The sequence below is a fragment of the Cellulomonas fimi genome, assembly GCF_012952065.1.
Taxonomy (GTDB): Bacteria; Actinomycetota; Actinomycetes; order Actinomycetales; family Cellulomonadaceae; genus Pengzhenrongella; species Pengzhenrongella fimi_A.
Map to the genome: position 1 here is coordinate 122,651 of NZ_JABCJJ010000007.1, position 25,848 is coordinate 148,498.

26 protein-coding genes and 1 tRNA gene are annotated in these 25,848 nt (G+C 73.1%); 21 read left to right on the forward strand and 6 right to left on the reverse strand.

Going from position 1 to position 25,848, the window contains the following annotated elements; translation table 11 throughout:
• Positions 1–6: 6 nt before the first annotated feature.
• The 3 genes from HIR71_RS06790 to HIR71_RS06800 form a co-directional block, all read right to left on the reverse strand.
• Positions 7–1,242, reverse strand: coding sequence for a pyridoxal phosphate-dependent aminotransferase (locus HIR71_RS06790; protein ID WP_169324295.1), 1,236 nt, complete (start codon positions 1,240–1,242; stop codon positions 7–9).
• A 23-nt stretch (positions 1,243–1,265) separates the two neighbouring features.
• Positions 1,266–1,394: a molybdopterin oxidoreductase gene (locus tag HIR71_RS06795; RefSeq protein ID WP_169324296.1), complete on the reverse strand. Its 129-nt coding sequence runs from the start codon at positions 1,392–1,394 to the stop codon at positions 1,266–1,268.
• A gap of 148 nt (positions 1,395–1,542) precedes the next feature.
• Positions 1,543–1,998 (reverse strand): hypothetical protein, encoded by a 456-nt coding sequence (locus HIR71_RS06800; protein ID WP_169324297.1) that lies wholly within the window; start codon positions 1,996–1,998, stop codon positions 1,543–1,545.
• Between the two features lie 147 nt (positions 1,999–2,145).
• On the opposite strand from HIR71_RS06800, the gene HIR71_RS06805 reads away from it, so the two are divergent.
• Entirely contained in the window at positions 2,146–2,619 is a 474-nt protein-coding gene (locus tag HIR71_RS06805; RefSeq protein WP_169324298.1) for a nucleoside deaminase, read from the forward strand.
• 45 nt (positions 2,620–2,664) lie between these two features.
• Here the strand turns inward: HIR71_RS06805 and HIR71_RS06810 are convergent, their stop codons facing one another.
• The 3 genes from HIR71_RS06810 to HIR71_RS06820 form a co-directional block, all read right to left on the reverse strand.
• Positions 2,665–2,835, reverse strand: a complete 171-nt coding sequence (locus HIR71_RS06810; RefSeq protein ID WP_169324299.1) for a hypothetical protein — start codon at positions 2,833–2,835, stop codon at positions 2,665–2,667.
• 37 nt (positions 2,836–2,872) lie between these two features.
• Positions 2,873–2,945 (reverse strand) — tRNA-Arg (locus tag HIR71_RS06815).
• 79 nt (positions 2,946–3,024) lie between these two features.
• Positions 3,025–3,678 carry a FadR/GntR family transcriptional regulator gene (locus HIR71_RS06820; RefSeq protein ID WP_169324300.1) on the reverse strand — a complete coding sequence of 218 codons (654 nt, stop codon included), beginning with the start codon at positions 3,676–3,678 and terminating at the stop codon, positions 3,025–3,027.
• A gap of 86 nt (positions 3,679–3,764) precedes the next feature.
• On the opposite strand from HIR71_RS06820, the gene HIR71_RS06825 reads away from it, so the two are divergent.
• From HIR71_RS06825 to atpD, 20 genes are all read left to right on the forward strand, one after another.
• Positions 3,765–5,018, forward strand: a complete 1,254-nt coding sequence (locus HIR71_RS06825; RefSeq protein ID WP_169324301.1) for a CynX/NimT family MFS transporter — start codon at positions 3,765–3,767, stop codon at positions 5,016–5,018.
• 35 nt (positions 5,019–5,053) lie between these two features.
• Positions 5,054–6,721, forward strand: coding sequence for an arginine--tRNA ligase (gene argS / locus HIR71_RS06830; RefSeq protein WP_169324302.1), 1,668 nt, complete (start codon positions 5,054–5,056; stop codon positions 6,719–6,721).
• Entirely contained in the window at positions 6,718–8,088 is a 1,371-nt protein-coding gene (gene lysA, locus HIR71_RS06835; RefSeq protein WP_169324303.1) for a diaminopimelate decarboxylase, read from the forward strand. The genes argS and lysA overlap by 4 nt, the downstream gene beginning before the upstream one ends.
• 190 nt (positions 8,089–8,278) lie before the next feature.
• Complete coding sequence (locus HIR71_RS06840; RefSeq protein ID WP_169324304.1) at positions 8,279–9,652, forward strand: homoserine dehydrogenase; 1,374 nt, start codon at positions 8,279–8,281, stop codon at positions 9,650–9,652.
• Positions 9,652–10,752 (forward strand): threonine synthase, encoded by a 1,101-nt coding sequence (gene thrC, locus HIR71_RS06845; RefSeq protein WP_169324305.1) that lies wholly within the window; start codon positions 9,652–9,654, stop codon positions 10,750–10,752. Before HIR71_RS06840 ends, thrC begins: the two co-directional genes overlap by 1 nt.
• Complete coding sequence (thrB, locus tag HIR71_RS06850; RefSeq protein WP_169324306.1) at positions 10,749–11,687, forward strand: homoserine kinase; 939 nt, start codon at positions 10,749–10,751, stop codon at positions 11,685–11,687. The genes thrC and thrB overlap by 4 nt, the downstream gene beginning before the upstream one ends.
• A 320-nt stretch (positions 11,688–12,007) precedes the next feature.
• Positions 12,008–14,020, forward strand: coding sequence for a transcription termination factor Rho (rho, locus tag HIR71_RS06855; protein ID WP_169324307.1), 2,013 nt, complete (start codon positions 12,008–12,010; stop codon positions 14,018–14,020).
• A 162-nt stretch (positions 14,021–14,182) separates the two neighbouring features.
• Entirely contained in the window at positions 14,183–14,404 is a 222-nt protein-coding gene (gene rpmE / locus HIR71_RS06860; protein ID WP_169324308.1) for a 50S ribosomal protein L31, read from the forward strand.
• A gap of 120 nt (positions 14,405–14,524) precedes the next feature.
• The gene (prfA, locus tag HIR71_RS06865; RefSeq protein ID WP_169324309.1) at positions 14,525–15,616 is read left to right on the forward strand and encodes a peptide chain release factor 1; all 1,092 of its coding nucleotides are present in this window, start codon (positions 14,525–14,527) and stop codon (positions 15,614–15,616) included.
• Positions 15,617–15,714: 98 nt separating this feature from the next.
• The gene (prmC, locus tag HIR71_RS06870; protein WP_169324346.1) at positions 15,715–16,623 is read left to right on the forward strand and encodes a peptide chain release factor N(5)-glutamine methyltransferase; all 909 of its coding nucleotides are present in this window, start codon (positions 15,715–15,717) and stop codon (positions 16,621–16,623) included.
• A complete protein-coding gene (locus tag HIR71_RS06875) occupies positions 16,620–17,282 on the forward strand; it encodes an L-threonylcarbamoyladenylate synthase (protein WP_311836146.1) in 663 nt (220 codons plus the stop codon). Before prmC ends, HIR71_RS06875 begins: the two co-directional genes overlap by 4 nt.
• Entirely contained in the window at positions 17,279–18,403 is a 1,125-nt protein-coding gene (locus tag HIR71_RS06880) for a glycosyltransferase family 4 protein (protein ID WP_169324310.1), read from the forward strand. Before HIR71_RS06875 ends, HIR71_RS06880 begins: the two co-directional genes overlap by 4 nt.
• On the forward strand, positions 18,400–18,927 hold the full coding sequence (locus tag HIR71_RS06885; protein ID WP_249051637.1) for a hypothetical protein: 528 nt from the start codon (positions 18,400–18,402) through the stop codon (positions 18,925–18,927). Before HIR71_RS06880 ends, HIR71_RS06885 begins: the two co-directional genes overlap by 4 nt.
• Before the next feature lie 95 nt (positions 18,928–19,022).
• Positions 19,023–19,889 (forward strand): F0F1 ATP synthase subunit A, encoded by an 867-nt coding sequence (atpB, locus tag HIR71_RS06890; RefSeq protein WP_169324311.1) that lies wholly within the window; start codon positions 19,023–19,025, stop codon positions 19,887–19,889.
• Between the two features lie 115 nt (positions 19,890–20,004).
• On the forward strand, positions 20,005–20,244 hold the full coding sequence (gene atpE / locus HIR71_RS06895; protein WP_169324312.1) for an ATP synthase F0 subunit C: 240 nt from the start codon (positions 20,005–20,007) through the stop codon (positions 20,242–20,244).
• Positions 20,244–20,828, forward strand: coding sequence for a F0F1 ATP synthase subunit B (locus HIR71_RS06900; RefSeq protein WP_169324313.1), 585 nt, complete (start codon positions 20,244–20,246; stop codon positions 20,826–20,828). Before atpE ends, HIR71_RS06900 begins: the two co-directional genes overlap by 1 nt.
• Positions 20,828–21,640 carry a F0F1 ATP synthase subunit delta gene (locus HIR71_RS06905; protein ID WP_169324314.1) on the forward strand — a complete coding sequence of 271 codons (813 nt, stop codon included), beginning with the start codon at positions 20,828–20,830 and terminating at the stop codon, positions 21,638–21,640. The genes HIR71_RS06900 and HIR71_RS06905 overlap by 1 nt, the downstream gene beginning before the upstream one ends.
• Before the next feature lie 75 nt (positions 21,641–21,715).
• On the forward strand, positions 21,716–23,344 hold the full coding sequence (gene atpA / locus HIR71_RS06910) for a F0F1 ATP synthase subunit alpha (RefSeq protein ID WP_169324315.1): 1,629 nt from the start codon (positions 21,716–21,718) through the stop codon (positions 23,342–23,344).
• 2 nt (positions 23,345–23,346) lie between these two features.
• Positions 23,347–24,240, forward strand: coding sequence for a F0F1 ATP synthase subunit gamma (locus HIR71_RS06915; RefSeq protein ID WP_169324316.1), 894 nt, complete (start codon positions 23,347–23,349; stop codon positions 24,238–24,240).
• 112 nt (positions 24,241–24,352) lie between these two features.
• On the forward strand, positions 24,353–25,840 hold the full coding sequence (gene atpD / locus HIR71_RS06920; protein WP_169324317.1) for a F0F1 ATP synthase subunit beta: 1,488 nt from the start codon (positions 24,353–24,355) through the stop codon (positions 25,838–25,840).
• Positions 25,841–25,848 lie beyond the last annotated feature (8 nt).

Below are 25,848 nucleotides of genomic sequence, written 5' to 3' on the forward strand. Positions count from 1 at the left end.
CGGCGGTCAGGAGGCCAGTCGCGCCAGCCGGTCGACCGCGTCGTGCAGCACGTCCTCGCGCTTGACGAAGGTGAACCGGACCGCGGACGCCAGCGCGTCGTCGGCGGCCGAGCCGGGCCGGGTGAACGCGCGCACCGGCACGCCGACCACACCGGCGAGCTCGGGCAGCCGCCGGCACAGGTCGGCGCCGTCCTCGAAGCCGAGCGGCGCGCCGTCGGCCACGACGAAGTAGGTTCCCGCCGGCCGCGTGACGGTGAACCCGGCCGCCTCGAGCCCGTCGCAGAGGAGGTCCCGGCGGGCGGCGAGCGACGTGGCGAGGTCGCGGACCCACGCGGCCACGGCGTCGTCGGTGAGGGCGTGCGCGATCGCCGGCTGGAACGGTGCGCCCGACACGTAGGTGAGGAACTGCTTGACGGCGCGCACGGCGTCGACCAGCGGCGCGGGACCCGTGAGCCAGCCGATCTTCCAGCCGGTGAACGAGAACGTCTTGCCGGCCGACGAGATCGTGAGGGTCCGGTCCGCCATGCCCGGCAGCGTCGCGACCGGGACGTGCTCGGCGCCGTCGAACACCAGGTGCTCGTACACCTCGTCGGTCACGACCAGCGCGTCGTGCTCTCGCGCGAGCCGGGCGACGAGGCCGAGCTCGGTGCGGCTCAGCACCGCGCCCGTCGGGTTGTGCGGCGTGTTGAGGAGGACGAGCCGGGTCCGGGGGCTGAACGCCGCGCGGAGCGCTGCCTCGTCGAGCCGAAAGGCGGGGGCCGACCCCCTGGCGGGCACCCGGACGAGCGGTGCCGTGGTGTGCGTCGCGCCGGCGAGCGCGATCACGGCCGCGTACGAGTCGTAGAAGGGCTCGAGCGTCAGCACCTCCTCGCCCGGTCCGGCGAGCGCGAGCACGGTCGCGGCGAGGGCCTCGGTGGCGCCCGTCGTGACCAGCACCTCGCGGTCCGGGTCGACGTCGAGGCCGTAGTGCCGTCGCTGGTGGTCGACGACGGCGCGGCGCAGCTCGGGCGTCCCGGCGCCGGGCGGGTACTGGTTGCGACCCGAACGCATCGCCGCGACGGCGGCCTCGACGACGCTCGCCGGACCGTCGACGTCCGGGAACCCCTGCCCGAGGTTGACGGCGCCGGTGCGCGCGGCGAGGGCGGACATCTCCGCGAAGATCGTGGGACGCGCGGTCCCGTCGGGGCCCAGCAGGCCGACCGCGCGGGCGACCTCGGACCATCGCCCATGCGGCTGCGTCATCCCGCGAGGGTACGGGAGCGCGCTCAGCCCATCCCGAGGGCGCCCGCGAGCCCGCCGAGGACCAGCAGGCCGAGCGACGACCAGGCGGCGACGGTCCACCAGGCGGGGCTGTGGGCCCGTCGCTGGTGGTGCCGCGTGGTCTGCGTCGTCATGCCTGGGAGATCGGCACGGGAGGCGACCATGACAAGGGTTCGCGGGTGAGATCCGCGCCCGGGTCACCCACTCGGCGGCACGGCTGCTCGAGCGCCGCCGCGCAGCCGCGCCGCCGCGCAGCCGCGCCGCCGCGCCGCCGCGCAGCCGTTAGCTCGCCGTCGCCTCGAGCCGCTGGCTGAGCTCGTCGATCTTCGCGGACAGCGCCTCGAGCGCCGACCTCGTCACGCCGTCGACGTTCGCCGCCGCGGCGTCGAGCTTCGCGCGCGCGTCGGCGAGCCCCGCCTCGGCCTCGGCGACTGCGCTCGAGGCGTCGGCCGCGTCGAGCGCCGCCTGCGCGTCGTCGATCGCGGTCGTCGAGGAGGCGATGGCGTCCTCGATGCCGGCGCGCGCCTCGGGCGCGACCCCCTCGAGCCGGGCCCGCGCCTCGTCGATCGCGCCGCGAGCGTCGTCGACGCTCGCCTGTGCGCTCTCGACCGCGCTCGAGATCGACTCCCCGAGCTGCTCGAGCTCGGGCGAGTCGACGTCGGTCGAGCAGCCGGCGAGCGCGAGCACGAGAGCGGTGCCGGCGGCCGCGGCGGCCGCAGGGATCCGGTCGGTGCGCATGGTGCTCCTCACGTGGGGGTGCGTCCATTGTGCCCGGTGACGTGCGTCGGCGTCGGGCGAGCGGCAGCCGGACGAGGGTGATCCGCTCAGCGCGCTGGGCCGCGGATCACCCTCCCGCTCCGGACCGCAGCCCACTACCCTCGGCCGATGGACCACGCACCGGAGCGCTACCTCGAGCAGGCGATCGACGTCGCCGTCCGCAACGCGGCGGGATCGGGCGGCCCCTTCGGCGCGGTGGTCGTGGCACCCGACGGCCGGGTCTTCGAGGGCGCCAACCGGGTGACGTCGGCCAAGGACCCGACTGCGCACGCCGAGGTCGTCGCGATCCGTACGGCGTGCGCCGCGCTCGACACGTTCGACCTCGCGGGCTGCACGCTCTACAGCAGCTGTGAGCCCTGCCCCATGTGCCTCGCGGCGGCGCTCTGGGCACGCGTCGACGCGGTCCGCTTCGCGGCCGACCGGCACGCTGCGCTCGCCGCCGGGTTCGACGACGTGCTGTTCTACGAGTACCTCGCGGGCACGGCGCCCGAGGGGCTCATGCAGGTCGTCCAGGTCGAGGTCGAGAACCCGGGGGCGCCGTTCGAGGCGTGGGCAGCGAACACGGCACGGATCCACTACTGAGGGGCCGGTTGCTTGCCCGGTCAGGGCAGCTTCAGGCAGTGCGCGTCACGCCGGATCGGCCCTGACCTGCCAGAGTCGCGCGGTGGTGAGGCGGTCGTCGCTCTTCTGCGAGGACTTCGTGGGCGTGCCGGCCGCGAAGGACCGACCGGTGACGGCGTGGAACTCGGGGGGCGAGGCCACGTGGACGGACGTGGCGGCTCCCTGGCGGGCGTTCATCGCTGCAGGTCAGTTGATGAAGCTGCAGTTGGAGGGGTGCCCGCGAAAGGACTCGAACCTTCGACCTTCCGCTCCGGAGGCGGACGCTCTATCCACTGAGCTACGCGGGCCTGTGCCGGTGTCGGCACGGGCAACGACACTACCGCACGCCGGAGAGCCGGCACACGTCCCGTGCGACGGCCGCACCGATCACGCGTCGCCGAGGTGCTCCGACAGGTAGTGCGTGATCTCGCGCGCCGCCCGCTCGGCGTCACCGGCTTCGATGGCCTCGACGAGCCCGTCGTGGCTGTCGTGGCCGGACACCGGCCGCTCGAAGTTGAACCGGATGTTCTCGCTGATGGCCCCGACGAGGTTCTCGTAGAGCGACAGGAGGACGGGGTTCCCGGCGGCGCGAGCGATCGCCCGGTGCAGCGCGAGGTCCGTCGAGACCATCGCGTCGAGGTCACCCTCCCGGTACGCCTTCTCGCGCGCCGTGCGGTGCTCGTGCAGCTCGGCGAGGTCGGCGGGGGTACGACGCCGCGCGGCGAGCCGGGCTGCCTCGACCTCGAGCGAGCGCCGTACCTCCAGGACGTCGCGCTGCCGCGCGTCGGCGATCTCGCGCCCCATCGTCACGCCGAGCTCGGAGCGGCCGACGACGTACGTCCCCGAGCCCTGCCGGCGCTCGAGGAGACCGGCGTGGACGAGCGACTGCACGGCTTCCCGGGCGGTGTTGCGCCCGACGCCGAGCAGCTGGGTCAGCGCCGGCTCGGCCGGGATCCGGGTCCCCAAGGGCCACGTGCCGTCGCTGACGAGAGCACGCAGCCGAGCGACGGCCCTGTCGATGAGACCGGTGCGGCGAGTCATCCCAGGTATTCTCCTCGTGGGGACGGTGCCGTGCAGTCAACACGCCGGCCATCGCCGTCCGCCAGTCCCGAGCAGAAGTAGGAGCGATGACCGCCCTTGCCCCGCGCCGCCCGTGGCGCGGCCGGTGGATCGTGCTCGCGGGGATCGTGCTCGTGGGCCTCAACCTGCGCATCGCGGTCGCCGCGGTCTCGCCGATCCTCGACGCCGTCCGGGTGGACGTCGCCCTCACGGACACGCTCGTCGGGCTGCTCGCGACGATCCCGGTCCTGTCCTTCGCCGTGTTCGGCTCGCTCGCGCCGCTCCTGGCGCGCCGGTTCGGGCTCGAGCCGACCCTCATGGCGGCCATGGTGCTCTCGGCGGTCGGGGAGATCGTGCGGTCGGTGACCGACACCCCCGCCGGCTTCCTCGGATGGACCATGATCGCCCTCGCCGGGATGGGCATGGGCAACGTGCTGCTGCCCCCGCTGGTCAAGCGGTACTTCCCCGACCGGATCGGGCCCGTCACCGCCGTGTACTCGATGGCGATGGCCTTCAGCACCACGCTGCCCGCCCTCCTCTCGGTGCCCATCGCCCGCCAGGTGGGCTGGCGGCTCACCCTCGCGTCGTGGGCCGTGATCGGCCTCCTCGCCGTCGTGCCCTGGGCCGTGGTCATCATCCGGTCCGCCGTGGTGCGCTCCGAGCTCGCGGCGGTGCTGCGACGCGCGCCGACGCAGACCTCGGCGCTCGCGGGCCGGCACCGCGCGCAGGGCCGGGTCTGGCGAAGCCCGCTGGCGTGGGGGCTCGCCGTGATGTTCGCCATGAACTCGCTCAACAGCTACGTCGTGTTCGGGTGGCTCCCGGTGATCCTCACGGGCTCCGGGATGAGCGCCGAGGCCGCCGGCCTCTGGCTCGCGCTCTACGGGATCCTCGCCCTGCCGGGCTCGTTCGTCGTGCCGCCGCTCGCCGCGCGCATGCGCAACCCGTTGCCGCTCGTCCTGGGCTTCGCGGTCTGCTTCGTCGTCGGGTACGTCGGGCTCATGCTCGCGCCGCTCGACGGCACCGCGGTGTGGATCGTCTTCCTCGGCGTCGGCCCGAGCGCGTTCCCGCTCGTGCTGGCGCTGCTGAACCTTCGTACGCGCACGTCCGCGGGGGCGGTGTCGCTCTCGGGGTTCGTCCAGGGGGTGGGCTACGCGCTCGCCGCCGGCGGACCGCTGCTGGTGGGTGTGCTGTACGCCTCGACGGGCACGTGGACGGCCGTGTACGCGTTCCTGCTCGGCACCGTCGTGGTGCTCGTCCTCGCCGGGGTAGTGGCGTGCCGTCCCGTGATGCTCGAGGACACATGGGGTGCGCGACCGCACTGACCGAAGCGCCCAGGGGCACTCGGTACCCTTCCTGGGTGACCCCTGCCGATCTCTCCGACGCCCTCCACGCAGCCCTGACCGACGCGGTCGCGGACGGCACCTTCGTGCTCGCCGCGGGCGACATCCCGGCCGCGGTCCACGTCGAGCGCCCGCGTCAGCGCGAGCACGGGGACTGGGCGACCAACGTCGCGATGCAGCTGGGGAAGAAGGCCGGCATGGCGCCGCGCGCGTTCGCGGAGGAGCTCGCGCGGCGCCTGGGCGCGGTCCCGGGCGTCGCGGCCGTCGACGTCGCGGGTCCGGGCTTCCTCAACATCACCCTCGAGGCGGCGTCGGCGGGCGAGCTCGCGCGCACGATCGTGGAACGTGGGGGGGACTTCGGCGACGGCGCGGCGATGGCCGGGCAGAACGTCAACCTCGAGTTCGTCTCGGCGAACCCGACGGGGCCGATCCACATCGGCGGGGTGCGGTGGGCCGCCGTCGGCGACTCGTTGGCGCGGATCATGCAGGCGGCGGGCGCCACGGTCGCCCGCGAGTACTACTTCAACGACCACGGCGGGCAGATCGACCGCTTCGCGCGCTCGCTGCTCGCCGCCGCCCGCGGTCAGGAGGCGCCCGAGGACGGCTACGGCGGCGCCTACATCTCCGAGATCGCCGACCAGGTCGTCGCCCAGGCGACCACGGACCCGCGGACCCTGCCCGACGACGAGGCGCAGGAGGCGTTCCGGGCCGCGGGCGTCGAGCTGATGTTCGCGGAGATCAAGAAGTCGCTGCACGAGTTCGGCGTCGACTTCGACGTGTACTTCCACGAGAACTCGCTGCACGAGTCGGGCGCGGTCGACCACGCCGTCGCGCGGCTGCGCGAGCTCGGCCGGGTCTACGAGGCCGACGGCGCGACGTGGCTGCGGACCACCGACTTCGGCGACGACAAGGACCGGGTCGTCATCAAGGCCGACGGCGACCCGGCCTACATCGCCGGCGACCTCGCCTACTACCTCGACAAGCGCGAGCGCGGGTTCGACCGCGTGATCATCATGCTGGGCGCCGACCACCACGGGTACATCGGCCGCATGATGGCGATGTGCGCGGCGTTCGGTGACGTGCCGGGCGTCAACCTCGAGATCCTCATCGGGCAGATGGTCAACCTCCTCAAGGACGGCGAGCCGGTCCGGATGTCCAAGCGCGCCGGGACCGTCGTGACGATCGACGACCTGGTCGACGCCGTCGGGGTCGACGCCGCGCGCTACGCGCTGGCGCGCTCGTCCGCGAACTCCTCGCTCGACATCGACCTCGACCTGCTCACGCGCGCCACGAACGAGAACCCGGTCTTCTACGTGCAGTACGCCCACGCGCGCACGGCGAACGTCGCCCGCAACGCGGCCGACGCGGGCGTCCGGCGCGCGGACGGCTTCGACGCCGCCCTGCTCGACCACCCGGCCGAGGCCGCGCTGCTCGGGTCGCTGAGCGAGTTCCCGCGCGTCGTGGCCCAGGCCGCCGAGCTCCGCGAGCCGCACCGCGTCGCCCGCTACCTCGAGGAGCTCGCCGGGTCGTACCACAAGTGGTACGACCAGCGCCGGGTCGCGCCCTTCGGCGACGAGGAGGTCACCGATGTGCACCGCACGCGCCTGTGGCTCAACGACGCCACCCGCCAGGTGCTCGCCAACGGCCTGGGCCTGCTGGGCGTGAGCGCGCCGGAGCGCATGTGACCGGCGCGCAGGTGACGGATCTCGACCCGGCCGTGTGGGCCTCGGGGGTGCGGCGCGGGGACGACGGCGCGCTCGTCGTCGCGGGCGTCGACGTGCGGGAGATCGCGGCGACGCACGGCACGCCCGCGTACGTGCTCGACGAGGCCGACTTCCGCGCGCGTGCCCGGGCCTTCCGCGAGGCGTTCACCGACGCGTTCGCCCACGTCGGGACCGAGGTCGACGTGTACTACGCCGGCAAGGCGTTCCTCTCGGTCGCGGTCGCGCGGTGGGCGCACGAGGAGGGGCTCCGCGTCGACACCTCGACCGGGGGCGAGCTCGCCGTCGCGCTGCGAGCCGGCGTCCCGGGAGCCGCCATCGGCCTGCACGGCAACAACAAGTCCGACGCCGAGCTCCGACGCGCGCTCGACGCGGGCGTCGGGCGGATCATCGTGGACTCGATGACCGAGATCGACCGGATCGCGGCGGCGGTGCGTGAGCGCGCGGACGGCCGCCGCGCACCGGTGATGGTCCGCGTCACGACCGGCATCCACGCGGGCGGTCACGAGTACATCTCGACCGCGCACGAGGACCAGAAGTTCGGGCTCTCGATCGCGGGCGGGCAGGCGGCGGCGGCGCTGCGGGCCGTGCTCGCCCGGCCCGAGCTCGAGCTGCTCGGCGTCCACTCGCACATCGGGTCGCAGATCCTCGACCCGGCCGGGTTCACCGAGGCGGCGCGCACGCTGCTCGAGCTGCGCGCCGAGCTCGCGGCCCGGACCGGGCACCTGCTGCCCGAGGTCGACCTGGGCGGCGGCTACGGCATCGCGTACCTGCCCGGCGAGGTCCCGATCGAGCCGGCTCGCGTCGCCAAGGACCTCGCGACAGCCGTGGGCGACGTGTGCGCGGCCCTCGGGACGCCCGTGCCGCGCATCTCGATCGAGCCCGGCCGCGCCGTCGTCGGCCCGACCACCTTCACGCTGTACGAGGTCGGCACCGTCAAGCCCGTCACGGTGGACGGGCCGCCCGCCTTCACGCGCACCTACGTGTCGGTCGACGGCGGGATGAGCGACAACCTGCGGCCCGCGCTCTACGACGCGCGGTACACCGCGGTGGTCGCGTCGCGCGTCGGGGCGGCCGAGACGGTGCGGGCGCGCGTCGTCGGCAAGCACTGCGAGAGCGGCGACATCGTGGTGCACGACGTCGAGCTGCCGGCCGACATCGGGCGCGGCGACCTGCTCGCGGTCCCGGCGACGGGCGCGTACGGACGCTCGATGGCGTCCAACTACAACCACGTGCCGCGCCCGCCCGTGCTGGCGGTGCGCGACGGCGAGGTCCGCGTCCTGGTGCGTCGCGAGACGGAGGACGACCTCTTCGCGCTCGACCAGGGCTGACGGGATCCCGACCAGACCACGCAGACGAAGCCGTGGATCCGGACCCGTATCCTGAGACGGCCGTCCGCGGGTCGACCCGGGCGGCGAGGATCGACCCCCCGGACGAGGCAGAGCGGCGCGCCGCCTGGTGCGGCTGCGCCCTGGCGCGGGGCGGCGGCCGGGTGGACGACGACGAGAGGTGGGCGGCGCGGTGGAGGCTCGGGAACGTGCACGGCGGAGCGCCCAGCAGGGTGCGGCGGATCCGGCGCTGCGCGTCGCGCTGCTGGGTGCCGGGGTCGTCGGGAGCCAGGTCGCACGGCTGCTCACCTCGCAGCGCGACGACCTCGCGGCGCGCGCCGGCGCCGCGCTCGAGCTCGTCGGCGTCGCGGTGCGGGACGTGTCGGTGCCGCGCGACGGCGTCGACCCCGCGCTGCTGACGACCGATGCCGAGGGTCTCGTGGAGCGCGCCGACCTCGTCGTCGAGGTCATGGGCGGCATCGAGCCGGCCCGCTCGCTGCTCCTGCGCGCCATCGCGGCCGGCGCGTCGGTCGTGACCGCCAACAAGGCGCTGCTCGCGGAGGACGGCCCGACGCTCTACGCCGCGGCCGACGACGCGGGGGTCGACCTCTACTTCGAGGCGGCAGTCGCGGGCGCGATCCCGCTGGTCCGCCCGGTCCGCGAGTCGCTCGCGGGTGACCGGATCCGGCGCGTCCTCGGCGTCGTCAACGGCACGACGAACTACGTGCTCGACCAGATGGCCACCGAGGGCCTCGACCTCGACCAGGCGGTCAAGCAGGCGCAGGCGCTCGGCTACGCGGAGGCCGACCCGACCGCCGACGTCGAGGGCTTCGACGCCGCGGCGAAGGCGGCGATCCTCGCCTCGCTCGCGTTCCACACCCGGGTGCCGCTCGAGCAGGTGCACCGCGAGGGCATCACCGCGGTGACGGCCGACGACGTCGCGTGGGCCGCGCGCACGGGTCACGTCGTCAAGCTGCTCGCCATCGCCGAGTCGACCGACGCGGGCGTCTCCGTGCGGGTGCACCCCGCGCTCGTGCCGACGAGCCATCCGCTCGCGGGCGTGCACGGCGCCTTCAACGCCGTGTTCGTCGAGGCGGAGGCCGCAGGAGAGCTGATGTTCTACGGTCGCGGTGCGGGTGGCGCGCCGACGGCCTCCGCCGTGCTCGGCGACCTCGTCTCCGCCGCGCGGCACCGCGTGCTCGGCGGACGGGGCCCGGTCGAGTCCAGCTACGCCGACCTGCCGCTGTTGCCCGCGTCCGCCGCGCTGACCCGCTACCAGGTCCGGCTCGACGTGGCCGACCGCCCGGGCGTGCTCGCGCAGGTCGCCCATGCCCTCGCCGAGCACGAGGTGTCGATCGAGGCGGTGCGGCAGGCGCCCACCGCCTCGGGCGGGGCGGCGTCGCGAGCCGTCGCCCCGGCGTCGGGCACCGACCCGCTCGCGCTGGCGCACCTGGTCATCACGACCCACGAGGCCACCGACGCGGCGCTCGCCGCGACCGTCGCCGCGCTCGCCGAGCTCGACTCCGTGACCCGGGTCGTCTCCGTCCTGCGAGTCGAAGGAGCCTGATGGCGCACCAGTGGCGCGGGATCATCGCCGAGTACGCCGACCGGCTGCCCGCGCACGTCCAGGAGCGCGTCGTCACGCTGGGGGAGGGCGGCACGCCGCTCGTGCCCGCACCGGCGCTCTCGCTCCTGACCGGGGCGGACGTGCACCTCAAGGTCGAGGGGATGAACCCGACGGGGTCGTTCAAGGACCGGGGCATGACGACGGCGATCTCGGCCGCGGCGGCGCGGGGCGCGAAGGTCGTGGTGTGCGCGTCGACGGGCAACACCTCGGCGTCCGCCGCCGCCTACGCGACCGCGGCGGGGATGACCTGCGCGGTGCTCGTGCCCGACGGCAAGATCGCGATGGGCAAGCTGAGCCAGGCCATCGCCCACGGCGCCCGGCTCCTGCAGGTCGACGGCAACTTCGACGACTGCCTCGTCGCGGCCCGCAAGCTCGCCGAGGCCTACCCGGTCGAGCTGGTCAACTCGGTCAACCCCGACCGGATCGAGGGCCAGAAGACGGGTGCGTTCGAGGTCGTGGACGCGCTCGGTGACGCGCCGGACATCCACGCCCTGCCCGTCGGCAACGCGGGCAACATCACGGCCTACTGGAAGGGCTACGCCGAGTACGCCGAGGCGGGCGTCGCGACGCGCCGACCGCGGATGTGGGGCTTCCAGGCCGTGGGCTCGGCGCCGATCGTGGCGGGCCACCCGATCACCCACCCCGAGACGATCGCGACCGCCATCCGGATAGGGAACCCGGCGTCGTGGACGCAGGCGGAGGACGCGCGGGACACCTCGGGCGGGCTGATCGAGGCCGTCACCGACGAGCAGATCCTCGCCGCGCACCGGATCCTGTCGAGCCAGGTCGGCGTGTTCGTCGAGCCTGCCTCGGCGGCCGGCGTCGCCGGCATCCTCGCCCTCGCCGAGCAGGGTCGGGTGCCCGCGGGCGCACGGATCGTCGTGACCGTGACCGGCCACGGCCTCAAGGACCCGCAGTGGGCGCTGCGCACCGCCGACGGCAGCGAGGTGGTCCCGGTCCGCGTGAGCGCCGACATCGTGTCGATCGCCGACGCGCTCGAGCTCGGCTCAGGCGGCCCGATGCGCTCGGTCCCGTCATGAGGCTCGGCTCGGACCACGTGCGCGTGGTCGTGCCCGCCACGGCAGCCAACCTCGGCCCGGGGTTCGACTCGCTCGGGCTCGCGCTCGGGATCCACGACGAGCTCGAGGTCCGTGCGCTGGGCTCACCCGACGTCGTCGTCGAGGTGACGGGCGAGGGCGCGCGCGAGGTGCCCGACGACGACACGCACCTCGTCGTGCGTGCGCTGCGGCTGGCCCTCGACCACGTGGGTGCGCCGCAGACCGGCGTGCACCTCACGTGCACCAACCGGATCCCGCACGGCCGTGGCCTCGGGTCGTCGGCGGCCGCCGCGGTCGCCGGGATCCTCGCCGCGCGCGGCCTCATCGCCGACCCCGAGGCGCTCGACGACGCGGTCGCGCTGCGCCTGGCGAACGAGCTCGAGGGGCACCCGGACAACGCCGCGCCGGCCCTGCTCGGCGGCGCGACCGTGGCGTGGTGCGACGTCGACGGGCCGCACGCCGTCCGGCTCGAGCCCGCCGACGTGCTCACGCCCGTCCTGCTCGTGCCGCCCGACCGGCTCGCGACCTCGCACGCGCGCAGCGTGCTGCCCACCCGGGTGCCCCACGGCGACGCGGCGTTCCAGGCCGGGCGCGCGGCTCTGCTCGTCGAGGCGCTCACGCGACGGCCGGACCTGCTGCTCCCCGCCACCGAGGACATGCTGCACCAGCAGTACCGTGCCGCGGTCATGGCGCAGACGCTCGGGCTGGTCGGTGCGCTCCGCGAGCGAGGCGTCGCGGCGGTGGTCTCGGGCGCCGGTCCCACGGTGCTCGTGCTGGCGCGCGCAGCGGCGGCCGGAGCCGGCACCGACGCGGACGACGTGATCAGCGACGTCCTCGCCGAGGCGTGCGGCGACTGGCAGGTCGTGTCGCCGGGGGTCGACGGCGGAGGGGCGCACGTCGCGCGCGTCGGACGCTGACCGGCGGATCGCTGCCGACCTGCGCGAGCGTACGGCCCGTGCTCGCGCGTCCGGGTGAAAACGCCGCTCGTCGGGGGGAAGACGCCCGGTGCGTCGGTCGACCGACGTCACGGTGTTAGCATGAACGTGCTCCCTGAACCTGATCCCGAGATGCGCACGTGCGCGCCGGTCGGTCAGGGGGTATCTCCAGCCCAGGTGCCACCGACGTCGTCGTACGCCGGACCTGACGCTCGAGCAACGATCCGGCCGTCTGGTGCCGGACGTCGACCGCGGCCCGCCCATTCTTCGTGCCGGCCGCCGACGAGGGGGAAGGATCCTTCGTGACTGACACCATCGATGCCGCCGTGAGCAGCGCCCCAGGCGCTGCAGGCGGCACCACCCGGAGCGCCGCGATCTCCGCGATGCGCCTGCCGGAGCTGCAGGCGCTCGCCGCGCAGCTCGGCGTGACGGGTACGTCCAAGATGCGCAAGAGCGATCTCCTGGACGCGATCAGGGAGCGCCGGGGCGGCGCGCGCAGCGTTGCGCCCGAGTCCCGCCAGAGCGCTCCCGCCGCGACGACCGCCGCGGCACCCGCGGCGCCGAGCGCCGAGGCACCGGCCGGGTCGGCTGTCGCCGACACGCTGCCGCTCGGGTCCGCGGGGGAGCGGCCGCAGCGGAGCCGCCGTGCGTCGCGCAGCGCCGCCCCCGCCACGAGTGCCACGACCGACGACCGCCCTGCACCCGACCTCGACGTCCGCCAGGCGCTCGCCGAGTCCCGCGACGACCGCGCCGCGCGCGCGGCCGAGGCCGTCGGCTCCGTCGCCGTGGAGCGCGAGCGCGGATCGCGGCGCTCCGGCCGCAACGCCGGTGCGCCTCAGGACGACCAGACGCCGGGCGAGCAGGCGTCGGTCGAGGGCTCGGACGAGGGCGCGCAGCGCCAGCCCCACCCGCAGGGCCAGAGCAACCAGAGCCAGCAGCAGCACGGGAACCAGCAGGGCAACCAGCAGGGCAACCAGCAGCGGCAGAACCGCCAGCCGCAGGGCCAGGACGAGGACGACGAGCGTGGCGGCCGGCGTCGCCGCAGCCGCGACCGGTTCCGCGACCGCGACCGCAACAAGCGCACGCGCGGCGGACGCCAGGGCGGCGGCGAGCTCGGGGCCTACGAGGAGGTCGAGGTCCACGACGACGACGTCCTCCTGCCTGTCGCCGGCATCCTCGACATCAAGGACAACTACGCGTTCGTCCGCACCAGCGGCTACCTGCCGGGCGACAACGACGTCTACGTCGCGATGGGCCAGGTCAAGAAGGCCGGCCTGCGCAAGGGCGACGCGGTCACCGGTGCGGTCCGTCAGCCGCGCGAGGGCGAGACGCCCACCCCGAACCAGGGCCGGAACAGCAAGTTCAACGCCCTCGTCCGGCTCGACACGGTCAACGGCATGAGCCCCGACGACGCGCGCAAGCGCCCCGAGTTCGGCAAGCTGACGCCGCTGTACCCGCAGGAGCGCCTGCGCCTCGAGACCGAGCCGAACATCCTGACGACCCGGGTCATCGACCTCGTCTCGCCGATCGGCAAGGGTCAGCGCGGTCTGATCGTCTCGCCGCCCAAGGCGGGCAAGACGCTCGTGCTCCAGGCGATCGCCAACGCGATCACCACGAACAACCCCGAGGTCCACCTCATGGTCGTGCTCGTCGACGAGCGGCCCGAGGAGGTCACGGACATGCAGCGCACGGTCAAGGGCGAGGTCATCGCCTCGACCTTCGACCGGCCGGCCGACGACCACACGACGGTCGCCGAGCTCGCGATCGAGCGCGCCAAGCGCCTGGTCGAGCTGGGCCAGGACGTCGTCGTGCTGCTCGACTCGATCACTCGCCTGGGTCGCGCGTACAACATCGCGGCGCCGGCCTCGGGCCGGATCCTGTCCGGTGGCGTCGACTCGAGCGCGCTCTACCCGCCGAAGCGGTTCTTCGGGGCCGCGCGCAACATCGAGCACGGCGGCTCGCTGACCATCCTCGCGACGGCGCTCGTGGAGACCGGGTCGAAGGCCGACGAGGTCATCTTCGAGGAGTTCAAGGGCACCGGGAACATGGAGCTCAAGCTCTCCCGGCAGCTCGCGGACAAGCGGATCTTCCCCGCGGTCGACGTCGACGCGTCGGGCACCCGGCGTGAGGAGATCCTCGTGCCGGCCGACGAGCTCAAGATCAACTGGAAGCTGCGCCGCGTGATGAGCGCGCTCGACCAGCAGCAGGCGATCGAGCTGCTGCTCGGCAAGCTGCGCGAGACGCACAGCAACGTCGAGTTCCTGCTGCAGGTCCAGAAGACCACGCCCAGCGCGCCCGGCCACCGGGACGACTGAGCCACCGGGACGACTGAGCCGACAAGCACCCGTGCGCCGGGACGGCTCCGGGGGAAGAATCCGACCCCCCGAGTCGTTCTGGCACAATGTTCCACCGGTCTCCGGTTCACCTGAGCGCGTCCGCGCACGGGACCCGGGGCAGCAACCGAGGAGTAGCCCCCTGTGAAGAAGGACATCCACCCCGCGTACGTGGCCACGACGGTCACCTGTACCTGCGGCAACACGTTCACGACGCGCTCGACCCAGACGTCCGGCGAGATCCACACCGACGTGTGCAGCGCGTGCCACCCGTTCTACACGGGCAAGCAGAAGATCCTCGACACCGGTGGCCGCGTGGCCCGGTTCGAGGCCCGGTACGGCAAGAAGGACGCTGCGGCGAAGTAGCGACCTCACAGCGCCGGTGATCCCGGGGCGTCGCCCTCCATGGCGGCACCCGGGGCCACCGGCGCTGTTGTCTGTCCTGGCAGATCCACCTGCTGAGGTCCGGTCCGACGAAGGGGTGACATGAGCGAGACGTTCGCGGCGGTCGAGCCGATGCTGGCCGAGCACGCCGAGATCGAGACGCAGCTCGCCGACCCGGCGGTCCACGCCGACGCGGGCCGCGCGCGCACGCTGGGCCGCCGCTACGCCGAGCTCGGCCGGGTGGTGGGCGCCTACCGCGCGTGGCACCAGGCGAACCAGGACCTGAGCGAGGCGACCGAGATCGCCGAGACGGACGAGACGTTCGCGGCCGAGCTCCCGGCGCTGCAGGCGGCCGCCGACGAGGCGGCCGAGCGGCTGCGCCGCGTGCTGGTCCCCCGCGACCCCGACGACGCGCGCGACGTCATCCTCGAGATCAAGGCGGGGGAGGGCGGCGAGGAGTCGGCGCTGTTCGCGGGCGACCTCCTGCGCATGTACCTGCGGTACGCCGAGCGGCGCGGCTGGAAGGCCGAGCTGATCGAGACGACCGAGTCCGACCTCGGCGGCTACAAGGACGTCCAGGTCGCCGTGAAGTCGCGCGGAGGCGGCCCGGCCGACCCGGCGGACGGCGTCTGGGCGTCGCTCAAGTACGAGGGCGGGGTCCACCGCGTCCAGCGCGTCCCCGTGACCGAGTCCCAGGGACGGATCCACACCTCGGCGGCCGGCGTCGTCGTGCTGCCGGAGGTCGACGACCCGGGTGAGGTCGCGATCGACGCGAACGACCTGCGCATCGACGTCTACCGCTCGTCGGGCCCCGGTGGGCAGTCGGTCAACACGACGGACTCGGCCGTGCGCATCACGCACGTGCCGACCGGCATCGTCGTGTCGATGCAGAACGAGAAGTCGCAGCTCCAGAACCGCGAGCAGGCGATGCGGGTGCTCCGTGCCCGCCTGCTGGCCGCGCAGGCCGAGGCGGAGGCGGCGGCGGCGTCGGAGGTTCGCCGGTCGCAGGTCCGCACGGTCGACCGGTCCGAGCGCATCCGGACGTACAACTACCCCGAGAACCGGATCGCCGACCACCGGACCGGCTACAAGGCGTACAACCTCGACGCCGTCCTCGACGGTGACCTGGACCCCGTGGTGCGGTCGGCGGTCGAGGCCGACGAGGCCGCGCGGCTCGCGGCGGCGGGCGCGTGAGCCTGCCCGACGGCGTCGTGCGGCCCACGCGGCGGCGCGTGGGTGACGAGGTGGCGGAGCCCGCTGCGGGCGCGGTCGGTCGACCGCTGCGTGCCGTGCTGCGCGACGCCGAGGTGGTGCTCGCCGCCGCCGGGGTCCCGTCCCCGCGCGCCGACGCCGAGCTCCTCGCCGCGCACCTCCTCGGCGTGGGGCGCGGCGAGCTCCGCACTGCCGCCGCGCTGGGTCGGGACGCTCCGCCGGAGCTGGACCGCCTGGCGGAGCTCCTCGCCCACCGGTCGGCCCGCATCCCGCTCCAGCACCTGACGGGCTCGGCTCCGTTCCGTGGGATCGAGCTCGCCGTCGGGCCGGGGGTGTTCGTGCCGCGACCCGAGACCGAGCAGGTCGCCGAGGTCGCCGTCGCGGCCGCCCGCGAGGCGGTCCGGCTGCGCGGCGAGGCGCTCGTCGTGGACCTCTGCACGGGCTCGGGCGCGATCGCGCTCGCCGTCGCGCACGAGGTGCCCGGCGCCGTCGTGCACGCGGTCGAGCTCGACGCCGACGCCCACGCCTGGGCGGCCCGCAACGTCGCCGCCCTCGCCGGCACGGTCGCGGGGGCCGCGGTGCTGCACCGGGGGGACGCGCGCACCGCGCTGCGCGAGCTCGACGGCACGGTCGACGTGGTGGTGTCCAACCCGCCCTACGTCCCGCCCGGCGCCGTCCCGGTCGACCCCGAGGTGGCCGAGCACGACCCGGCCGTCGCGCTGTACGGCCTCGGCGCCGACGGGCTCGAGGTGCCGCGCGGGATCGTCGCCGCGGCGGCGCGGCTGCTGCGGCCGGGCGGGTTGCTCGTGATGGAGCACGCGGAGGTCCAGGACGAGGCGGCCCGGGCGGCCGTCGACGCGACCGGTGCGTTCACCCCGGCTCGGACGTCGGTGGACCTCGCCGGCCGGCCGCGCATGGTCGTGGCCTGCCGCCTCGCCGCCGGTGGTGGCACGACGGGTCCCGTCGACGTGGAACACTCGCCGTCGTGAGCGCGTACGACCGACTGCACGACGTGTCGGACCCCAACACCTGGGGGGCTGCTCTCGACGAGGCGGTCAACGTGGTCGGCCGCGGCGGGCTCGTCGTGCTCCCGACCGACACCGTGTACGGCATCGGGGCGGACGCGTTCTCGCCGCCCGCAGTGGCCGCGCTCCTCGCGGCGAAGGGACGCGGCCGGCAGATGCCGCCGCCCGTGCTCGTGCCCGACGTCCGGACGCTCGACGGCCTGGCCACGCAGGTCCCGGTCTCGGTCCGCGAGCTGGTCGCCGCGTTCTGGCCCGGCGGTCTCACGGTGATCTGCCACGCGCAGCCCTCGCTCGCGTGGGACCTCGGCGAGACGCGCGGCACGGTGGCGCTGCGGATGCCCGACCACCCGGCGGCGCTCGCGCTGCTGCGCCGGACCGGCCCCATGGCCGTGTCGAGCGCCAACCGGACGGGCGGTCCCGCCGCGCTGAGCGCGCGCGACGCCGTGGACCAGCTGGGCGACGCCGTCGCCGTGTACCTCGACGCGGGCACCGCCCCGGGCGGCGTCGCGTCGACGATCGTCGACGCGACCGGCGGCACCCTGCGCCTCGTGCGCGCGGGCGCGATCGACCTCGCGACGCTGCGCGCGGTCGCCCCGATGGAAGGCGAGGACGACGCCGGGTGAGGGTCTACCTGCTCGTCCTGCTGATCGCCGCGGCGGTCACCTACCTCGTCACCCCCGTCGCGCGCTGGGTCGCGCTCCGCGTCGGGGCCATCACGGCGGTGCGTGACCGCGACGTCCACGCGGTCCCGACGCCGCGCCTCGGTGGGATCGCGATGCTCGCGGGCCTGGCCGTCGCCTTCGCGGTCGCGAGCCAGATCCCCTTCCTCGCCGGGGTCTTCGCGGACTCGCGGCAGGCGTGGGGAATCCTCGGGGCGGCGACGATGGTCTGCCTGCTCGGTGTCGCGGACGACATCTGGGACCTCGACTGGATCACCAAGCTCGTCGGGCAGGTGCTCGCGGCGGGGTTCCTCGCCTGGTCCCGGGTGCTGCTCTTCCAGCTCCCGATCGGCAGCGCACTGTTCGCGTCCTCGGACCGCACGTGGCTTTTCCTCACGGTGCTGACCGTGGTCGTCGCCATGAATGCGGTGAACTTCGTGGACGGGCTCGACGGGCTGGCTGCCGGGATGATCGCCATCGGCGGAACCGCGTTCTTCGTGTACACCTACCTGCTCACGCGCGAGGCGAGCCCGACGGACGTCTCGAACCTCGCCACGCTCGCGATGGCGGCGCTCGTGGGAGCATGCCTCGGGTTCCTGCCGCACAACTTCTACCCGGCGCGCATCTTCATGGGCGACTCGGGCTCGATGCTGATCGGTCTCGTCATCGCGGCGGCCACCATCGTGGTCACCGGGCAGATCGACCCGGCCGTGGTCACCGCTCGCCAGACGATCCCCGCCTTCCTGCCCATCCTGCTGCCGATCGCGGTGCTCCTGCTGCCGCTGCTCGACATGGGCCTGGCGGTGATCCGGCGGGTCGGCGCGGGGAGGTCGCCGTTCCACCCGGACCGTATGCACCTGCACCACCGGCTGCTCGCCCTGGGCCACTCGCACCGGCGTGCGGTCGTCATCATGTACCTCTGGACCGCGGTGTTCGCGTTCGGTGCGGCCGCCCTGGTCCTGCTGCCGACGACCACGGTCCTGTGGACGCTCGCGGCGGCGGCGGTCGTCGCCGTCCTGCTCACGCTCGGGCCGCTGCGCGGACGTGACCGCGCCGGCCACCTCGACGAAGGGAACACCCCATGACCACCCCAGACCCGGCCGCACCGGTCGAGCCGACCCCGTCGGGCCCGCCCCGGGGCGATCACGCGGGCCGCAGTGGGACGCAGGGCGCGGGCCCCGCGGGCCTGCCCGGGTCCGAGGCTGCACGCGCGGTCTTCCGGACCGCCCTGCGCGACATGCTCGTCCTCGTCGCGGTGGTCGCCGTGCTCGGCCTCGCGGTGGGCTACCTCACCGCCGGGGTGCCCGGGGTGTGGGGAGCCGTGCTGGGCGTCGTGCTGACCCTGGTCTTCTCGGGCACCACGGTGGTCTCGATGCTCGTCACCGCGGCCTCGAGCGCCCAGACGACGGCTGCCGTCGTGCTCGGCGGCTGGCTCGCCAAGATGGTGGTGCTCGTGGCGGTGCTCGCGCTGCTCCGCGACCAGACGTTCTACGACCGGGTCGTGCTCGCCGTCGTCCTGCTGGTCGGCGTGCTGGGGTCGGTGCTCCTCGACTTCCGGGCCGTGCGCGCCGCACGGATCCCCTACGTCGAGCCGCCGGTCGGCGAGTAGTCCGTCCGAACACACTCCTGAGCCGCACGTCAGGATCAGTGGCTCGAGTACGTTAGGCTTCAGGCGATCCAAGACGGCCAGGTCCGTCGGTCCGCATGCGCAGACGCGGCGTCGACCGCCGCCCGCACGACCCCGAGGAGCTCGTTCTGTACACCGCTGCGACGACACGACTTCTTGCCGCCGCCGGTGAGAGCGGGGGCGGCTTCAAGGCGCCGACGATTGCCGAGTTCTTCCCCGGCGTGATCGCCTTCGAGGGCACCCTCTTCGAGTTCAACCGGATCATGCTGGTCCGCGTGATCGGGGCCGTCGCGCTGTGCCTGCTGTTCTGGGCCGCCTCGCGCCGGGTCTCGCTCGTGCCCGGCCGAGGTCAGGGCGTGGCCGAGATGGCGCTCGACTTCGTCCGCGTGAACATCGCGCAGGAGGTCCTGGGCAAGGACTCGAGGCGCTACGTGCCCATGCTGACCACGCTGTTCTTCGCGATCCTCGCGTTCAACATCACGGGTGTCATCCCGCTGCTCAACATCGCCGGCACCTCGCTCATGGGGCTGCCGCTCGTCCTGGCCGCGTGGGTGTACGTGGTGTACCTGGCGGCCGGCGTCAAGGCGCACCACGGGGTGGGCGCCTTCCTGAAGTCGAACCTGTTCCCGCCCGGCGTGCCGCCCGTGCTGTACCTGCTGATCACGCCGATCGAGATCCTCCAGGTCTTCCTCTTCCGACCGGCGACGCTCGCGATCCGGCTCACGGCCAACATGATCGCCGGCCACCTGCTCCTGGTGCTGTCCTTCGCCGCGACCCAGTTCTTCTTCTTCGAGGCCACGGGGGCGATCAAGGCGATCGGCGCGCTCTCGCTCGCGGCAGGCTTCGCCTTCACGCTGTTCGAGCTGCTCGTCGCCGCACTGCAGGCATACATCTTCACGCTGCTCGCCGCGGTCTACATCAACCTCTCCACGGAGGCGCACTGACCTGTGCGCCTGGCGGGCGCACGCTCTGCACCACCCTCTGCCGTTCACCTGCTCTGCTGTTCACCTGCTCTGCTGTTCACTGCCCTGCACAGGGCGCCAACGGAAGGAACAACCCATGGCGGACTCCACCATCCTCGCCGAGGTCGTCGGGAACGTCGCGACCATCGGCTACGGCCTCGCGACGCTCGGCCCTGGCATCGGTCTCGGCATCCTCATCGGCAAGACGGTCGAGGGCATCGCCCGGCAGCCTGAGGTCGCCGGCCAGCTGCGCACCACCATGTTCATCGGTGTGGCCTTCGTCGAGGTGCTGGCCCTGCTCGGTCTCATCGCCGGCTTCCTCTTCCCCTCGGCGTGATGTCAGCCCTCTCCACCGTCGGCGCCGTGCTCGCCGCGAAGGGTTCCGGGGAGATCGACGGGATCAGGCTGTTCGTGCCGGCGTCCTACGACATCCTCTGGTCGCTCGTGGTCGTCATCCCGATCGCGATCCTGTTCTACAAGGTCGTCCTGCCGAAGTTCACGGCGGTGCTGGACGAGCGGACGGAGCGCATCGAGGGCGGCATCGCCAAGGCCGAGTCGGCTCAGGCCGAGGCCGAGGCGGCGCTCGCCCGCCACACGCAGGAGCTGGCCGAGGCCCGCGCCGAGGCAGCCCGCATCCGCGAGGACGCCCGCGGCGAGGGAGCGGCCATCGTGGCCGAGCTCCGCGCCAAGGCCGGGGCCGACGCCGAGCGCATCCTGGAGACGGCGCAGCGGCAGATCGAGGCCGAGCGCCAGCAGGCCGTCGTCTCGCTCCGCGCGGAGGTCGGGACGCTCGCGACCCAGCTCGCTTCCAAGATCGTCGGTGAGGCGCTCGACGACCAGGTGCGTCAGTCGCGCGTCGTCGACCGGTTCCTCGACGAGCTCGAGGCGTCCATCACGGCGGACGCCGGCAAGGGGAAGTGATGCGCGGGACGAGTCGGGTCTCCCTGGAGCGGGCCGCCGAGCGCTTCGAGCCGGTGCTCGGTGCTGCCGGTGCACAGGCGGCGGGGCTCGGCGAGCAGCTGTTCGCCGTGGTCGACGCTCTCGACAGCTCCGGCTCGTTGCGGCGCACCCTGACCGACCCGTCGATCGACGGTGACGCCAAGGCGGGCGTGGTTCGTCAGCTGTTGGCGGACGCCGACCCGCAGGTCGTCGAGCTCGTCAGCGACATGGTGCGGTCGCGGTGGTCGGCGGAGCCCGACCTCGCGACCGCGCTGGAGGAGCTGGGCTTCCACGCCCTGATCGCCTCGGCCGAGGCGGGCGGCGAGCAGGTCCGGGTCGAGGACGAGCTGTTCCGGCTCACCCGGGCACTGGTCGGTCAGCGGGAGGCGCGCCGCGCGCTCGCCGACGAGTCGGTGGCGGTCGAGCGGCGGCTGGCCCTGATCGACCAGATCCTGGCCGGGCGCACCTCTCCCGTGACCGCGGCGATCGCACGGCGTGCCACGGCCTCGCCGCGGGGCCGGCGGTTCGCAGCGACGCTCGGGCACGTCGGTGAGCTGAGCGCCGCACGTCGTCAGCGGCTCGTCGCCGCCGTCACGACGGGATCCGGGCTGAGCGTCACCCAGCAGGACCGTCTCGAGGGCATCCTCGCCCGCGCCTACGGACGCCCCGTGAAGCTCAACGTCACCGTGGACGAGGCGGTGGTCGGCGGTCTGCGGATCCAGGTCGGGTCCGACGTCGTCGACGCGACCGTGCTGTCCCGGCTCGACGACGCCCGACGGCGACTTGCCAGTTGACGGTCGGCCCACCGCCGCACCGCACCCAGAACGTGACGACCGCCCTCCCCGTGCGGTCACGACAGGAGAAGAGCAATGGCTGAGCTGACGATCCGGCCGGACGAGATCCGGGCCGCGCTGGACAGCTTCGTGCAGTCCTACGAGCCGAAGGGCGCCGTCACCGAAGAGGTCGGCCGCGTGACCCTGGCGGGCGACGGCATCGCACAGGTCGAGGGCCTGCCCGGCGCGATGGCCAACGAGCTGCTGCGGTTCGAGGACGGCACGCTCGGCCTGGCGCTGAACCTGGACGTGCGCGAGATCGGCGTCGTCGTCCTGGGCGAGTTCACCGGCATCGAGGAGGGCCAGGAGGTCCGCCGCACGGGCGAGGTGCTCTCGGTCGCCGTCGGTGACGGGTACCTCGGCCGGGTCGTCGACCCGCTCGGGAACCCGATCGACGGCCTCGGTGAGGTCGAGACCGTCGGCCGCCGTGCGCTCGAGCTGCAGGCCCCCGGCGTCATGGCGCGCAAGAGCGTGCATGAGCCGTTGCAGACCGGTCTCAAGGCGATCGACGCGATGATCCCGATCGGCCGTGGCCAGCGTCAGCTGATCATCGGCGACCGCCAGACCGGCAAGACGGCGATCGCGATCGACACGATCATCAACCAGAAGGCGAACTGGGAGAGCGGCGACCCGTCGAAGCAGGTGCGCTGCATCTACGTCGCCATCGGGCAGAAGGGCTCGACCATCGCGGCGGTCCGCGGTGCGCTCGAGGACGCGGGCGCTCTCGAGTACACGACGATCGTCGCCGCCCCTGCCTCCGACCCGGCGGGGTTCAAGTACCTCGCGCCGTACACCGGCTCGGCCATCGGGCAGCACTGGATGTACGACGGCAAGCACGTCCTGATCATCTTCGACGACCTGTCGAAGCAGGCGGAGGCCTACCGCGCCGTGTCGCTGCTGCTGCGCCGCCCGCCGGGCCGTGAGGCGTACCCCGGTGACGTCTTCTACCTGCACTCGCGTCTGCTCGAGCGCTGCGCCAAGCTGAACGACGAGCTCGGTGCGGGCTCGATGACCGGTCTGCCCATGATCGAGACCAAGGCGAACGACGTGTCGGCCTACATCCCGACGAACGTCATCTCGATCACCGACGGTCAGATCTTCCTGCAGTCGGACCTGTTCAACGCCGACCAGCGTCCGGCCGTCGACGTCGGCATCTCGGTGTCGCGCGTCGGTGGTTCGGCGCAGGTCAAGGCCATGAAGAAGGTCTCCGGCACGCTGAAGCTCGACCTGGCGCAGTACCGGTCGCTCGAGGCGTTCGCGATGTTCGCCTCGGACCTGGACGCCGCCTCGCGGGCCCAGCTGACTCGAGGGGCCCGGCTCATGGAGCTCCTCAAGCAGCCGCAGTACTCGCCGTTCGCGGTCGAGGACCAGGTCGCGTCCATCTGGGCCGGCACCAAGGGCAAGCTCGACGACGTCCCGATCGAGGACGTGCGTCGCTTCGAGTCCGAGCTGCTGGACCACCTGCGGCGGAACACCGACGTCCTGACGACCATCGGGACGACCGGCAAGCTCGAGGACGACACCGAGGCGGCGCTCGACGCGGCCGTCACGAAGTTCCGCGACCGCTTCCTCAAGGGTGACGGCACCCCGCTGGTGGGCGGCGACGACGAGGACGAGGCCGTCGAGGTCGAGCAGGAGCAGATCGTCCGGCAGAAGAAGGCCTGAGCATGGCGGGCCAGCAGCGCGTCTACCGGCAACGGATCCGGTCGACTCAGTCGTTGAAGAAGATCTTCCGTGCGATGGAGCTCATCGCGGCGTCCCGCATCGGGAAGGCGCGCGCGCGTGTGACGGCGTCCACGCCGTACGCCCGCGCGCTGACCCGGGCGGTGTCGGCGGTGGCGACGCACTCGGACATCGCGCATCCCCTGACGACGGAGCGTCGCGACACGAACCGTGTCGCGGTGCTCGTCGCCACGTCCGACCGCGGCATGGCCGGCGCCTACTCGGCCTCGGCCATCCGCGAGGCGGAGAAGCTCGTCGACCAGCTGGTGGCCGAGGGCAAGGAGGTCGTGCTCTTCCTGACGGGCCGCCGTGCCGTCTCCTACTACACGTTCCGCGGGCGGGAGATCGCCCAGAGCTGGGTCGGCCAGTCGGACGCCCCGACCTACGACGTGGCCGAGGACATCGCCGACACGCTGCTGGCGCGGTTCCTGGCACCGTCGGACGAGGGCGGAGTCGCGGAGCTGCACATCGTGTTCACGCAGTTCGTCAACATGGTGACGCAGGTGCCGCGGGTCATCCGCATGCTGCCGCTCGAGGTCGTCGAGGGTGTCGCACCTGCCTCGAAGGCCGAGGCGCTGCCGCTGTACGACTTCGAGCCGTCGCCGGAGGACGTGCTGGACGCGCTCCTGCCGCGGTACGTCCGCAGCCGGATCTACAGCTGCCTGCTCCAGGCGGGCGCGTCCGAGCTGGCCGCGCGCCAGCGGGCGATGCACACCGCGACGGAGAACGCCGAGGACCTCATCCGCGACTACACCCGGTTGGCGAACCAGGCTCGCCAGGCCGAGATCACCCAGGAGATCAGCGAGATCGTGTCGGGGGCCGACGCGCTCGCCTCCTGACCCTGGCAGCGCGGGGCGACACGCCTCGGCGACCAGACCGACCACAGCACCACGCAGAGCACCACGCACAGACCCACCGGGGCACGCTCCGGTCGAGCGAAGCGAGAGACACATGACTGCCACCGCAACCGAAGCTGCGGCCGACCGCGCGGGCGCGCCCGCCCAGGGTCGCGTCGCCCGCGTGATCGGCCCCGTCGTGGACATCGAGTTCCCGGCGGACGCCATCCCGGAGATCTACAACGCGCTCAAGGTCGACATCGACCTCTCGGGGCAGGGTGAGGGCGAGGGCAGCGGCCTCCTGACCATGACGCTCGAGGTCGCCCAGCACCTCGGTGACTCGATGGTGCGGGCGATCGCGCTGAAGCCCACCGACGGCCTCGTGCGCGGCACCGTCGTCACGGACACCGGCGGGCCGATCAGCGTGCCGGTCGGCGACGTGACGCTCGGCCACGTCTTCGACGTGACCGGCGAGGTGCTCAACCTCCAGCCCGGCGAGAAGCTCGAGGTCACCGAGCGCTGGCCGATCCACCGCAAGGCGCCGAGCTTCGACCAGCTCGAGTCGAAGACGCAGATGTTCGAGACGGGCATCAAGGTCATCGACCTGCTCACGCCGTACGTGCTCGGGGGGAAGATCGGCCTGTTCGGCGGCGCGGGCGTCGGCAAGACGGTCCTCATCCAGGAGATGATCTACCGCGTCGCGAACAACCACAGCGGTGTGTCGGTGTTCGCCGGCGTGGGCGAGCGCACCCGTGAGGGCAACGACCTCATCGAGGAGATGACCGAGTCGGGCGTCATCAAGCAGACGGCCCTGGTCTTCGGTCAGATGGACGAGCCGCCGGGCACGCGTCTGCGCGTCGCCCTGTCCGCCCTCACGATGGCGGAGTACTTCCGCGACGTGCAGAAGCAGGACGTGCTGCTCTTCATCGACAACATCTTCCGGTTCACGCAGGCCGGCTCCGAGGTGTCGACGCTGCTCGGCCGGATGCCGTCCGCGGTCGGCTACCAGCCGAACCTCGCCGACGAGATGGGTCAGCTGCAGGAGCGGATCACCTCGACGCGCGGTCACTCGATCACGTCGCTCCAGGCGATCTACGTCCCGGCGGACGACTACACCGACCCGGCTCCCGCGACGACGTTCGCGCACCTCGACGCGACGACCGAGCTGTCGCGCGAGATCGCCTCGCGCGGTCTGTACCCGGCCGTCGACCCGCTCGCCTCGACGTCGCGCATCCTCGACCCGCGGTACGTGGGTCAGGCGCACTACGACGCGGCGACGCGCGTGAAGCAGATCCTGCAGCGCAACAAGGAGCTCCAGGACATCATCGCGATCCTCGGTGTCGACGAGCTGTCGGAGGAGGACAAGACGGTCGTCGGCCGGGCGCGGCGCATCCAGCAGTTCCTCTCGCAGAACACCTACATGGCCGAGCAGTTCACCAACGTGCCTGGCTCGACCGTCCCCATGGCGGAGACGATCGAGGCGTTCACGAAGATCGCCGACGGGGAGTTCGACCACATCTCCGAGCAGGCGTTCTTCAACATCGGTGGGCTCGAGGACCTCGAGCGGAACTGGGCCCGGATCCAGAAGGAGTACGGCGTCTGACGTCGTCC

Coding starts and splice junctions, on each gene's coding strand:
- HIR71_RS06915 (WP_169324316.1), top strand. CDS start 23,347: ATGGCGGGCCAGCAGCGCGTCTACCGGCAACGGATCCGGTCGACTCAG.
- prfA (WP_169324309.1), top strand. CDS start 14,525: ATGAGCGAGACGTTCGCGGCGGTCGAGCCGATGCTGGCCGAGCACGCC.
- thrB (WP_169324306.1), top strand. CDS start 10,749: ATGAGGCTCGGCTCGGACCACGTGCGCGTGGTCGTGCCCGCCACGGCA.
- HIR71_RS06790 (WP_169324295.1), bottom strand. CDS start 1,242: ATGACGCAGCCGCATGGGCGATGGTCCGAGGTCGCCCGCGCGGTCGGC.
- thrC (WP_169324305.1), top strand. CDS start 9,652: ATGGCGCACCAGTGGCGCGGGATCATCGCCGAGTACGCCGACCGGCTG.
- atpE (WP_169324312.1), top strand. CDS start 20,005: ATGGCGGACTCCACCATCCTCGCCGAGGTCGTCGGGAACGTCGCGACC.
- atpA (WP_169324315.1), top strand. CDS start 21,716: ATGGCTGAGCTGACGATCCGGCCGGACGAGATCCGGGCCGCGCTGGAC.
- HIR71_RS06905 (WP_169324314.1), top strand. CDS start 20,828: ATGCGCGGGACGAGTCGGGTCTCCCTGGAGCGGGCCGCCGAGCGCTTC.
- HIR71_RS06885 (WP_249051637.1), top strand. CDS start 18,400: ATGACCACCCCAGACCCGGCCGCACCGGTCGAGCCGACCCCGTCGGGC.
- HIR71_RS06800 (WP_169324297.1), bottom strand. CDS start 1,998: ATGCGCACCGACCGGATCCCTGCGGCCGCCGCGGCCGCCGGCACCGCT.
- atpD (WP_169324317.1), top strand. CDS start 24,353: ATGACTGCCACCGCAACCGAAGCTGCGGCCGACCGCGCGGGCGCGCCC.
- HIR71_RS06825 (WP_169324301.1), top strand. CDS start 3,765: ATGACCGCCCTTGCCCCGCGCCGCCCGTGGCGCGGCCGGTGGATCGTG.
- HIR71_RS06810 (WP_169324299.1), bottom strand. CDS start 2,835: ATGAACGCCCGCCAGGGAGCCGCCACGTCCGTCCACGTGGCCTCGCCC.
- HIR71_RS06805 (WP_169324298.1), top strand. CDS start 2,146: ATGGACCACGCACCGGAGCGCTACCTCGAGCAGGCGATCGACGTCGCC.
- atpB (WP_169324311.1), top strand. CDS start 19,023: ATGCGCAGACGCGGCGTCGACCGCCGCCCGCACGACCCCGAGGAGCTC.
- HIR71_RS06820 (WP_169324300.1), bottom strand. CDS start 3,678: ATGACTCGCCGCACCGGTCTCATCGACAGGGCCGTCGCTCGGCTGCGT.
- HIR71_RS06795 (WP_169324296.1), bottom strand. CDS start 1,394: ATGACGACGCAGACCACGCGGCACCACCAGCGACGGGCCCACAGCCCC.
- HIR71_RS06900 (WP_169324313.1), top strand. CDS start 20,244: ATGTCAGCCCTCTCCACCGTCGGCGCCGTGCTCGCCGCGAAGGGTTCC.